The organism is Plantactinospora sp. A48 (genome assembly GCF_055793945.1).
Window position 1 is genome coordinate 24,844 of record NZ_JBTIXF010000019.1, and the last position, 11,729, is coordinate 36,572.

The 11,729-nt window shown below is 72.8% G+C and carries 9 protein-coding genes; 5 read left to right on the top strand and 4 right to left on the bottom strand.

Going from position 1 to position 11,729, the window contains the following annotated elements:
* Positions 1-60 precede the first annotated feature (60 nt).
* The 3 genes from ACXN5W_RS12880 to ACXN5W_RS12890 form a co-directional block, all read right to left on the bottom strand.
* Entirely contained in the window at positions 61-600 is a 540-nt protein-coding gene (locus tag ACXN5W_RS12880) for an Asp23/Gls24 family envelope stress response protein (RefSeq protein ID WP_473158467.1), read from the bottom strand.
* A 123-nt stretch (positions 601-723) separates the two neighbouring features.
* On the bottom strand, positions 724-1,695 hold the full coding sequence (gene meaB / locus ACXN5W_RS12885) for a methylmalonyl Co-A mutase-associated GTPase MeaB (protein WP_473158468.1): 972 nt from the start codon (positions 1,693-1,695) through the stop codon (positions 724-726).
* Positions 1,692-2,933 carry an acetyl-CoA C-acetyltransferase gene (locus tag ACXN5W_RS12890; protein WP_473158469.1) on the bottom strand — a complete coding sequence of 414 codons (1,242 nt, stop codon included), beginning with the start codon at positions 2,931-2,933 and terminating at the stop codon, positions 1,692-1,694. The genes meaB and ACXN5W_RS12890 overlap by 4 nt, the downstream gene beginning before the upstream one ends.
* A gap of 64 nt (positions 2,934-2,997) precedes the next feature.
* Between ACXN5W_RS12890 and mce the strand changes: the two genes are divergently transcribed.
* Positions 2,998-3,468 carry a methylmalonyl-CoA epimerase gene (mce, locus tag ACXN5W_RS12895; RefSeq protein ID WP_473158470.1) on the top strand — a complete coding sequence of 157 codons (471 nt, stop codon included), beginning with the start codon at positions 2,998-3,000 and terminating at the stop codon, positions 3,466-3,468.
* Positions 3,469-3,507: 39 nt separating this feature from the next.
* Here the strand turns inward: mce and ACXN5W_RS12900 are convergent, their stop codons facing one another.
* Positions 3,508-4,368 carry a hypothetical protein gene (locus ACXN5W_RS12900; RefSeq protein WP_473158471.1) on the bottom strand — a complete coding sequence of 287 codons (861 nt, stop codon included), beginning with the start codon at positions 4,366-4,368 and terminating at the stop codon, positions 3,508-3,510.
* A gap of 298 nt (positions 4,369-4,666) precedes the next feature.
* On the opposite strand from ACXN5W_RS12900, the gene ACXN5W_RS12905 reads away from it, so the two are divergent.
* From ACXN5W_RS12905 to ACXN5W_RS12920, 4 genes are all read left to right on the top strand, one after another.
* The gene (locus ACXN5W_RS12905) at positions 4,667-5,698 is read left to right on the top strand and encodes a TIGR03621 family F420-dependent LLM class oxidoreductase (protein ID WP_473158527.1); all 1,032 of its coding nucleotides are present in this window, start codon (positions 4,667-4,669) and stop codon (positions 5,696-5,698) included.
* A gap of 280 nt (positions 5,699-5,978) precedes the next feature.
* Entirely contained in the window at positions 5,979-7,379 is a 1,401-nt protein-coding gene (ccrA, locus tag ACXN5W_RS12910; protein WP_473158472.1) for a crotonyl-CoA carboxylase/reductase, read from the top strand.
* Between the two features lie 511 nt (positions 7,380-7,890).
* Positions 7,891-9,180 carry a DivIVA domain-containing protein gene (locus ACXN5W_RS12915; protein WP_473158473.1) on the top strand — a complete coding sequence of 430 codons (1,290 nt, stop codon included), beginning with the start codon at positions 7,891-7,893 and terminating at the stop codon, positions 9,178-9,180.
* A 230-nt stretch (positions 9,181-9,410) separates the two neighbouring features.
* Positions 9,411-11,540, top strand: coding sequence for a coiled-coil domain-containing protein (locus ACXN5W_RS12920; protein ID WP_473158474.1), 2,130 nt, complete (start codon positions 9,411-9,413; stop codon positions 11,538-11,540).
* Positions 11,541-11,729: the final 189 nt, after the last annotated feature.

Genomic DNA, 11,729 nt, shown 5'->3' on the forward strand with positions numbered 1-11,729 from the left:
GACAAACCCACCCGGGAGCGGCCGAACTGTCAGTTTCCCGTCGGATGGGCGGGGCGGGGGTCAGGCGGTGGGCGGGGGGTTCAGTGCCACGTCGTCCACCTCGACGTTCACGGCCGTGACGCGCAGGCCGAAGCGGCGTACCGCGGCGGTGACGCGGGACCGGACCGCCTCGGTGACCTCGTGGACCACGTACCCGCCATCGATCACGATCACGATGTCGATGACCACGTCGCTCCCGGTCACCTTCGCCGAGACGCCCCGGCGGGCGTCGCCCACCTCGGTCAGCCCGACCCGGTCGAGCACGGTGTTGACGAACCGGGCGACGTCGCCGCCCAGCTCGACCACGCCCGGCACCTCCCGGGCGGCCGCACCGGCGATCTTCTCGACGACCTCACCGGAGACCTTCGTGGCGCCCCGGGCCGGGTCGCCCTCGTCGAGCACCGGAGCAGGTGGCTCCGCCCGACCGACGGCCGAGCCATCCAGCCCGGGGGCCGAACCGGCCGCGACGTCCGACCCGGGGGCCGGCTCCAGGCTCAGGGCCGGCTCCAGGCGCAGGGTCTGCTCCTGGTCCGCGGTCTCGCCCACGCTGATCTCGCTCACCTGTACCGAGTCTCCCTCACCTGTCCCGAGCGGCCCCGGCGTCGGCGCGGCCATCGCCGTCCCGGCCACCGGATCTGGGCGACGGTACCAGTCACAGTGGACCTCGCCGGGCCCCCACGTCGCTCAGCCCTCGATCTGGTCGAGCAGGTCCCGGGACGCCGTGTAGGGATCGAGTGAACCGTCCGCCACCTTCGCGGCGAGCGCGCTCAACGCCGTACCGTCGCGCAGTGAGGCCATCCGGGCGCGCAGCACGCCCAGCACGATCGCCTCGACCTCGGCGGCGGCCCGCGCCTCCCGACGGCGGCGCAGCTCGCCGTGCTCGACCAGCCAGTGCCGGTGCTTGTCGATGGCCGAGGCGATCTCCTCGATCCCCTCGCCCCGGGCGGCCACCGAGCGGATCACCTGGGGACGCCACTGCCCGGCGGCCCGCTCCCCCAGCGCGATCATGCCCTGGATGTCCCGCACGGTGGCGTCGGCGCCGTCCCGGTCCGCCTTGTTGACCACGAAGATGTCGGCGATCTCCAGGATGCCGGCCTTCACCGCCTGGATCGCGTCACCCATCCCCGGCGCCAGCAGCACCAGGGTGGTGTCGGCCAGCGAGGCGATCTCCACCTCGGCCTGGCCCACCCCGACGGTCTCCACCAGCACCACGTCACAACCGGCGCCCTCCAGCACCCGGACCGCCTGCGGGGTCGCCGCCGCCAGCCCACCGAGGTGGCCCCGGCTGGACATCGACCGGATGTAGACGCCGGGGTCGGTGGCGTGCTCCTGCATCCGGACCCGGTCGCCGAGGATCGCGCCCCCGGTGAACGGGCTGGACGGGTCGACGGCCAGCACACCCACCCGGTGCCCGTGCGTCCGCAACGCCCGGACCAGCTCGTTCGTGGTGGTCGACTTGCCCACCCCGGGTGAGCCGGTGAGTCCGACGATCTGGGCCGTGCCGGCGTGCGGGGCGAGCGCCGCCGCGATCTCGGGCAGCAGCTCGTCGCCGGACTCGACGAGCGTGATCAGCCGGGCGACCGCCCGGGGGTCACCCGAGCGGGCCCGCTCGACCAGGGTCGGTACGTCGCGGCTGCGCCGCGGCGCCTGCCTCATGCCGCCGGAACGTGGACGATCAGGGCGTCGCCCTGGCCGCCACCGCCGCACAGCGCCGCCGCGCCGGTACCGCCGCCCCGGCGCCGCAGCTCCAGCGCGAGGGTGAGCACGAGCCGAGCGCCGGACATCCCGATCGGGTGGCCCAGCGCGATGGCGCCGCCGTTGACGTTCACGATCTCGGAGCTGACCCCGAGGTCGCGGATGGACTGGACGCCGACCTGCGCGAACGCCTCGTTGATCTCGATGAGGTCCAGGTCCGCCACGGTCAGGCCGGCCTTGCGCAGCGCGTGCTCGATGGCGTTGGACGGTTGGGAGTGCAGCGAGTTGTCGGGGCCCGCCACGTTGCCGTGCGCCCCGATCTCGGCGAGCCAGTCCAGGCCGAGTTCCCGGGCCTTGGCCTTGCTCATCACGACCACGGCGGCGGCGCCGTCGGAGATCGGCGACGAGCTGCCCGCGGTGATCGTCCCGTCCCTCGTGAACGCGGGACGCAGCTTGGCCAGCGACTCCGCCGTGGTGTCCGGCCGGATCCCCTCGTCCTCGCTGATCACCAGCGGGTCGCCCTTGCGTTGCGGGATGACCACCGGGGTGATCTCCTCGGCGAACGCGCCGTTCTTCTGCGCCGTGGCGGCCCGCTGGTGGCTGGCCGCCGCGAACTCGTCCTGCTCCCGCCGGCTGATGTTCCGGGTCGTGCCGTGCCGCTCGGTGGACTCACCCATGGAGCAGCAGTCCCAGGGGTCGGTCAGGCCGTCCAGTGCCGTGTGGTCCCGCACGGTCACGTCGCCGTACTTGTAGCCCTGTCGCTGCCCGGTCAGCAGGTGCGGGGCGTTGGTCATCGACTCCATGCCGCCGGCCACCACGATCTCGAACTCGCCGGCCCGGATGAGCTGGTCGGCCAGGGCGATCGCGTCCAGGCCGGAGAGGCAGACCTTGTTGATGGTCAGGGCCGGCACGGACATCGGGATGCCGGCCTCCACGGCCGCCTGCCGGGCCGGGATCTGACCGGTGCCGGCCTGCAACACCTGGCCCATGATCACGTACTGCACCTGCTCGGGGGCCACCCCGGCGCGCTCCAGCGCGGCCTTGATCGCCACCCCGCCGAGCCGGGTGGCCGGCAGGTCCTTGAGATTGCCCAGCAGCCGGCCCATCGGGGTACGGGCACCGGCCACGATCACCGATCCGGTTGCCCGCCCGAGCTCGCGGGACTCGCCGTGCTCGCTTCCTGCGTTCGCCGTGACCATGGCTTTCTCGCCTCCGAGGGGTGCCGACCGTACGCCTTAACGATTGTTAGGCCAGACTAGCGCCATGGCCGAGAACAACCGGACCGAGCCCGCCGCCGACTATGTCACAGAGATCGGGCTGATCCGTATCGATCATGTCGGCGTCGCGGTCGCCGATCTCGACGCGGCGATCGAGTTCCACGAGCGCGTCTTCGGGATGCGCTGCGTACACGTGGAAACCAACGAGGAACAGGGGGTACGCGAGGCGATGCTCCAGGTGGGGCCGACCAGCGCGGGCGGCTGCGTCCAACTGCTGGCCCCGCTGTCGGAGTCGTCGACCATCGCGAAGTTCCTGGACCGGCACGGGCCCGGCGTGCAGCAGGTCGCGTACACCGTCCGCGACGTGGACGCGGCGAGCGCGGCGCTGCGCGAGCGGGGCGTCCGGCTGCTGTACCCGGAACCGAAGCGCGGCACCGCCGGTTCGCGGGTCAACTTCGTCCATCCGAAGGACGCCGGCGGGGTCCTGGTGGAACTGGTCGAGCCAGCGACCCCCTGACGACCGCCGCCCGCAGGGCGGTCGTCGCGACGCCCCTGCTCAGCGCAGGGCTTCGGCCGGCAACGGCGCCAGGTCCGACACCCGCCGGAAGTCTCCCAGGGTGGTGCCGGTGCAGGCCGAGTCGACGTTGCGGGCACCGGCACCGGTCTCGATGTCGCGCCGGTTCACCACCCGGAAGTCGATCGAGAACCGGGTCCGGCCGGACGTGTTCGGCACCGTGGTGTGCAACTGGGCCCCGGAGAACCCGAGGATGCCGCCGGGCGGCGTGATCACCCGCAGGTCCGGTTCCAGTGGAAGCTCGGCGGTCAACCGGGGTTGGGGCCGGGTCTCGACCGCCACCTGCTGGGCCGCCGAGGTACGCCCGTACGCGACCCACTCCGCGTAGTCGTACCCGGCCGAACTGTTCGGCACCGGGGTGTCGAAGTACGCCGGATGGAAGGCCATCACGTTGTCCTCGGCGACCTCGTACACCGGCAGCCAGTAGTTGACCTGGCACATCGGTGCCGAGAACCAGGTGTCCCGGTGCGGGCTGAACTGGAGGGTCAGTCCCGCGTTCAGGAACCCGCTGGTCATGGTGCGCAGCCGAGGCACGTCGAAGTACGTCTCGGCCGGGTCGACCGCCAGGTCGGCCAGGACGCCCCGGACCAGTTCGACGCTGCGGGCGTGGTTGATGAAGTCGGGCTTGAGCCGGGCCAGGATCTCCACGTACGCGGGCCCCGTCAGGTGCCGCTGGGCCAGCGGCGGCGGGTACGGCGCGAACGCGCGTTCCACCATCTGCCGGGCGAAGGCCACCAGGGCCATCGAGTGCGCGGTGGCGGACCGGACCACCAGGTCCCCCGCGAAGAGTCGATGCCGGCGTTCGTCGTCGGTCATCGGGGGGTCGAAGTACAGCACCGTCATCGCCGTCTCCTCACACCGGGCGGGCTCCTCGACCGCCCGGCACGGCCGCCGCCGGGGCCGCCGGGGCCGTCGGCGTCACACCCGACGGTCGGTCCGGCCGGGGCCGCCGTCGGCAGGCTGGCCAGCCGGTACGGGCCGAGGTCGTCGGCGTCACGCTAGGCAGCCGGTACGGGTCGACGGAAGGGCCGCCACGCGGATCGGCACCCGTTGTCGGTGATCCGACTGGGACCCTGGAACCGCCGTTGACCAGTGGTTACATCGGCGACGGGGAGCGCGGCGCCGATGGTGGGAGGACGAGATCGGGACGCAGACGCAACCGGGCCGACCGGTCGACCCGGCCCCGGACCCGGCGCCTGGTCCGGGGTTCGGCCGGGAGCCGGGACGGCCGAAACCGTTCCGGTTCACCACCTCGATGCCGCCGCTGGACCGGCCGGTGGCCCGGTGGCGGGCGGAGCTCCGCCGGATCGAGGACCTGGGGTTCAGTTCCGTCTCCGTCTCCGACCATCTCACCGGCGGCTGGACCCTCGACCCGGTGGTCGCGATGACCGTGGCGGCCGAGGCGACCAGCCGGCTACGGGTGCTGGGCCTGGTCTTCTGCAACGATCTGCGCCATCCGGCCGTGCTGCACCGGGCGCTGGCCAACCTCGACGTCTTCTCGGGCGGCCGGGTCGAGATCGGTCTGGGCGCCGGCTGGCTGCCCGCCGACCACGACGCGCTGGGTCTGCCGTTCGACCCGCCGCAGGTCCGCGTCGACCGGCTGGCCGAGTCGGTCGACCTGCTCCGGGCGTTGTTCGCGGGCGGGCCGGTCAGCACGGCCGGCCCGCACTACCGGGTGACCGGACTGACCGGCCTGCCCCGCCCGGTGCGCCGGGCCGGGCCACCGCTGTTGATCGGCGGCGGGAGCCGGCGGGTCCTGGAACTGGCCGGCCGGGCCGCGGACATCGTCGGGATCAATCCTCGGCTGGCCGCCGGGGTGGACCCGCTTACCGCCGCCGCCGACCTGGCCGCCGACCGGTTGGACCGCAAACTGGGCTGGGCCCGTGCCGCCGCTCGGGCCGCCGGGCGGGACCCGGGGATCCTGGAGTTCCAGCTCCGGATGTTCGACGTGCGGGTGCGGCACCGCGGCGGAGAGCACCGGTCGAGTTCCACGCACGCCGCCCGGTTGCCCGTCGAGACGCTGGCGGACTCGCCCGTGGCGTTGCACGGGGACGTGCCGGCCTGCGTCGATCGGCTGCTGGCGCTGCGCGAGCGGTTCGGGATCAGCTACCTGCACCTGGGCGGCAACCTGGAGGCGGCGGCCCCGATCGTGGCCCGGCTGGCCGGCCGCTGACCTCCGCGGTGATGGTCCCGGGTACGTCAGCGGCCTGGCCGGCGGCCGATGCGGTCGCGGACGTACCCGCGGACGGTTGACCAGCGTGGGGGTGGGACGGGCGGGGGTGGTGCAGTTTGTCACAGGTGACTTCCGCGCCCTAACTACCGTTCAGTAACATCCTGCGGCACACAGGCGCCGCTGGCGCGCTGGTGTCAGCTCCCGACCTGGTGCCGGGCTCCGCCCGCCCTCGACGATGGCAGCCACCCGCCGGGCCGGTGCGGACGATCGGGAGGTCGGCGTGCAGGACATCCTAGAAGCGATCATGGCGGCGGAGGGTTCCGCCGACCCCGCCCGGGAGCTGGCCGGGATGGCCGGCATGGCGGTGCCGGAGAGCTACCGCGGGGTGGTGGTGCGGGCCGACGAGGCCGAGATGTTCGACGGGCTGCCGACCGCCGCCCGCGACCCCCGCAAGTCACTGCACGTTCAGGAGGTGCCCACCCCCGAGCTGGGCCCCGGGGAGGCGCTGATCGCGGTCATGGCCAGCGCGATCAACTACAACACCGTCTGGACCAGCGTCTTCGAACCGTTGTCGACGTTCAGCTTCCTGCGCCGTTATGGCCGGCTGTCGGCGCTCACCAGACGGCACGACCTGCCGTACCACGTGGTGGGTTCGGACGCGGCCGGCGTGGTGCTGCGGGTCGGCGCCGGGGTGACCCGCTGGCGTCCCGGCGACGAGGTGGTGGCGCACTGCCTGTCGGTCGAGCTGGAGGACGCCGCCGGTCACGACGACACGATGCTCGACCCGCAGCAGCGGATCTGGGGCTTCGAGACGAACTTCGGCGGCCTGGCCGAGCTGGCGGTGGTCAAGGCCAACCAGTTGATGCCCAGACCCGGTCACCTCAGCTGGGAGGAGGCGGCCAGTCCCGGGCTGGTCAACTCGACCGCGTACCGGCAACTCGTCTCGCACCACGGCGCGAACATGAAGCAGGGTGACGTGGTGCTCGTCTGGGGTGCCTCGGGCGGCCTCGGCGGCTACGCCACCCAGCTCGCTCTGAACGGCGGTGCGGTGCCGGTGTGTGTGGTGTCCTCACCGGAGAAGGCCGAGCTGTGCCGGCGGATGGGCGCCGAGCTGATCATCGACCGGGTCGCCGAGGGCTTCCGGTTCTGGGCCGACGAGCAGACCCCCGACCTGGCCGAGTGGCGCCGGTTCGGCGAACGGATCCGGGAACTCACCGGCCGGCTGGGCGCGCGCTCGTCCCACGGGGCCGGCAACCGGTCGGTGGGCGAGGACCCGGACATCGTCTTCGAGCACCCGGGCCGGGAGACCTTCGGCGCCAGCGTCTTCGTCGCCAAGCGCGGCGGCACCATCGTCACCTGCGCCTCGACCAGCGGCTACCAGCACCAGTACGACAACCGCTATCTCTGGATGCACCTGAAGCGGATCGTCGGCAGCCACTTCGCGAACTACCGCGAGGCGTGGGAGGCCAACCGGCTGGTCGCGCGGGGCCGGATCCACCCGACCGTCTCCCGCAGCTATCCGCTGGAGCAGACCGGGCAGGCGACGTACGAGGTCCACCGCAACGCCCACCAGGGCAAGGTCGCGGTCCGCTGCCTGGCCCCACGGGACGGCCTGGGGATCCGGGACCCCGAACTGCGGGCCCGACACGAGACCGCGATCAACCGGTTCCGCGGCCGGTGAGGTGACCGACGGAAAGCCGGCGGCCGGCGACCCGGCCGACTGCCGGTGCTCGGCGGCGAACCGTCGGTGACGGCCGGGTGGGGACGGACGGTGACCGTCGCCGCCACGAACGCCGGAGAAACCCAGCCACAACGCCGGGGGTACGTGACGGACGGTGGCCGACCGCCACCGGAAACGCTGGACCGGCGCACACATTCGATCATGCCGTATTCGCTTTCCGGCGGCACTGCGACGCAATCGGTCTATGCGTCAACGCGCATTCCGGACCGAAATCGATCGAGCGGTAAATCCGCTGCCGGTGCCATCGCGACAACCTGCCCCGCGCCGGGGCCGGGACCTGCGGGTCGCCACCCGGGACGGCCCTCGACCTGCCAAGATCGCTGGAGCATCCGGTCCGGCGCGGGCCGCCGGAGAATCGCGTCGGGTGACTCCGGTCCACCTTGTCCGGCGGAGGCCGATAGCGGTGCCGTGCTCTTGCGAAGCCCCCTGGGGAGTCTGCAAGTATGTGCCAATGCCCCAGCAGCAGTCCTCCCCTCTGGCGTTCTTCGATAACGCCAACACACAACCCGACTTCACGATCCAGCTGCGCGGATACGACCGGGCCCAGGTCGACGACTTCGTCGGGCGGCTCAACGCCGCGCTGAGCCAGTCCGAGCAGGCCCGTGGCGAGGCCGAGCAGCGGATGAACGACGCCCAGCGCCGGCTCCGCCAGGCCGAGCAGCGGTTGGCCGCGGTCGAGCAGAAGCTCACCGAGACCAACAAGCAGCTTGAGGAGAACAACCGACCCACGCTGTCCGGCCTGGGCACCCGGGTCGAGCAGATCCTCCGGCTCGCCGAGGAGCAGGCCAACGACCACCGCAGCGAGGCCAAGCGCGAGTCCGAGGGCATCCTCTCGGCCGCCCGGCTGGAGGCGCGGGAGATCACCGACAAGGCCCGCGCCGAGGCGGCCGCCATGAAGGCGAACGCCGACCGGGAGGCCGGCAACGTGCGCACCGCCGCCGAGCGGGAGGCCGCCGAGGTCCGCGTGCAGGCCCGCCGGGAGGCCGACACGCTGCGCGCCGACGCCGAGCGGGAGACCAAGCAACTGCGTACGGTCACCGCGCACGAGGTCGCCGAGCTCAAGTCCATGGTGGAACGTGAGGTGTCCACCCTGCGGGCCACCGCCGAGCGCGAGATCACCCAGCAGCGGGCGAAGGCGGCCCGCGAGGCCGAGGAGAAGCGCGCCGAGGCGACCAAGCTGCTCACCGACGCCCGGGACAAGCGCGACAAGGACCTCCAGGCCCTGGAACTGCAACTGGCCGAGCGGCGCGAGCGGGCCGAGCGGGAGGAGTCCGAGCGGCACGCCACGCAGGTCGCCCAGACGCAGCGGCTGGTGGCCGAGGCCGAGCAGCGGGCCAACGCCGCGCAGGAGCGGGCGAAGGAGATCGAGCAGCGCGCCGAGGCGCGCCGGGTCGAGTCCGAGCGCAGCGCCGCCGATCTGATCGCCAAGGCCAAGGCCGAGTCCGAGCGCACCCTGGGTGACGCCCGCAGCGAGGCCAGCCGGGTGCTCAACGAGGCCCGGACCGAGGCCGAACTGACCACCCAGGCCGCCCGCCGCGAGGTCGAGGACCTCACCCGGCAGAAGGACGCGGTCACCTCGCAGCTCGGTCAGATGCTGTCCGGTCTCGCCGGGATCGTTCCGACGGTCGGCAAGGCCGCCGATGCGCCGGCGGCCGGGACGGACGCCCAGCAGAAGGCCGGCGCCGAGGCCGAGAAGGCTCCTGCCAAGGAGCAGAAGGTCAGCGCCGAGACCGCCGGCTGAGCGACGGCTGGTCCCGACGACGCGCTGGGTCATGATCCGCACGACCCCGGTCGAGCGGATCCCGCCATTCGGGCAGAACGGGGTCGCATCCGGAGGAATCCGGGTGCGACCCCGCACCGGCTGGCGCTGGGAAAGCGCCCCGATCACCACCCAATTCCCCCGTGACCTACGTCGCATCACGGACGTCCGTATCGCCGCGCAACGGGACGAGACGTGTGAGGATGGGGGGCATGTCGCACGGCGAGGAACTGTTCGCCCTTGGCGGGGAAGTCACCACGGAGCCAAGCTTCGAGCCCGCCTTCCGGGGCTATGACAAACGGCAGGTGGACCGCTACGTTGCTCGCGCGGAGCACGAGATCGCCACGCTCGCGACCGAACGCGAACAGGCGTACACGCAGGTCAACACGATGGCCGGGCAGATCGAACAGTTGCAGCGGGACCTGGCCGCCGTGCGCCGCCAGGTCGGCATGGTGGACCGCGCCTCGTTCCGGCACCTCGGTCCCCGGGTCGAACAGATGCTCGCCATCGCCGAGGAGCAGGCCGAGGCCATCGTCGCGGCGGCGCAGGGCGAGATCGACAATCGTCGCGCGGAGGCCGAACGGGTCCTGACCGAGGCCCGGGAACACGCCGAGGCCGCCCTGCGCGACTTCGAGCTGGCGCTGGCCGCCCGCCGCGCGGACGAGGACCGGGCCGCCGCGGCCCGGCTCGACGAGGCCGACGCCGCCGTCAACGCGGCGGCCGACGAGGCCAACCAGTTGCGGAGCGCGGGTGAGGCCGCGCTGGCCAAGGCCCAGCAGGATGCCCGCGACCTCACCGAGCGGACCGCCGAGGCGAACCAGCGCAAGCGGGTCGAGACCGAGAGCTACGTCCAGCAGCAACGCACCGAGATCGACGAGTACGTCAAGCGGTTGCGGGCCGAGACCGCGCAGTGGGTGGCCGAGCAGCGGTCCGAGACGGAGAGCTACGTCCAGCAGCAGCGCACCGAGATCGACGAGTACGTCACGCAGACCCGGGATCAGGTCCAGCGGGAGTTGCGGGTCTTCCGTGAGCGGGTCGAGCGGGAGGTCGTGCAGCGCAAGACCGCGACCGAGCAGGAGATGGCCCAGCGGTGGGCCGCCACCGAGCAGGACATCGCCAACCGGCTGGCCGTCGCGGATCGCGAGATGATGGCCAAGCGGGCCGCCGTCGAGGGCGAGTTCGCCCAGTGGCGGGCCGGGCTGGAACAGCAGTACGCCGAGCAGCGGACCGAGGCGGAGCAGGCGGCCGGCAAGATCCGCAAGAAGGCCGACGCCTACGCCGAGCAGGTCCGCCGGGAGGCCGACGAGCACGCCGCCGAGACCGGTCGGACCGTGGCGGAGGAGACCACCCGGCTGCGGGAGGAGGCCGACCGGGACGCGACGACCGCCCGGGAGCAGGCCGACACCTACGCCGAGCGGGTCCGCCGGGAGGCCGACGAGCACGTCACGCAGTCGAAGCGGCAGTTCGAGGAGTACGCCGCGACGGCGCAGCAGCACCTCGCCACCACCCAGCAGCACCTGGCGGCCACCCAGCAGGAGGCGGTGACCGGCCGACAGCAGCTCGCCGAGGTCATGCTGGAGATCGCCCAGGCGCAGCAGCAGCTCGCCGACCTGCGGCAGGCCACCTGGACGTCCCGGCAGGAGTCCGACACGCTCCAGCGCCAGTTGACGGAGATCCAGCAGCAGTTGGCGACCGAGCGTGAGCGGTTGGGCGAGACCCAGCGGTCCGCCGAGGCCGCGCAGCGGCACGTCGCGGAGGCGGGCGCCGACGTCCAGCGGGTGACCGCCGCAGCCGAGGCCGTGGCCAGCGACGCCGCCGAGACGGTGACCAGCGACGCCGCCATGGCCGACGCCGCCGAGGCCGTGGTCAGCGACGCCACCGAGGTTGTCGCCAGCGAGGCCGCTGAGGTCGCGGCCGCCGAGGCGGTGACCACGACGGCCGAGCCGGCGCCGGTGACCGCCCGCGACACCGACCCGGCCGAGCCGGCGCCGGTCGCGGCGACACCGAACGGCAAGGGCCCGGGGGCGATCAGCGACGACGACCCGGACGGTACGGCCGGGGCCAACGTGCCGGCCAGGACCGACGGGCCGAAGGACGGGGCCAACGTGATGGCGGCCGCGGTCGACGGATCGGCGGACCCCGGCGCCGTCGATCCCGACGAGGCGGGGGCGGCCGACGCTGGTGAGATGGTGGGTGCGCCGGCCGGGACCGGCGACGGTGAGCCGGTGCCCGCCAAGGTCACCGGCCGGGCCGAGGTGCAGAAGTCGAGCCGGGCGACGACGGACGAGCGGGGCCACAAGCACAAGCGGATGGCCGTCGACTCCCGACGCCGGAACCGCTGACCCCGTCGACCCGCAGTGCCGACCGCTGACCCGGTCGGCGCGTAACCCCACGGTCGACAGCGGGATCGGGCCGTCCCACCGGCCGACGCACCGAGCTGTCCGCAATCTGTCTGATCGAATATTGCGGCCACAGAATAACGGACTGTAATACTCGCAGGTAGCATCGCAGTCCGTCGGACAGCGAAGGGC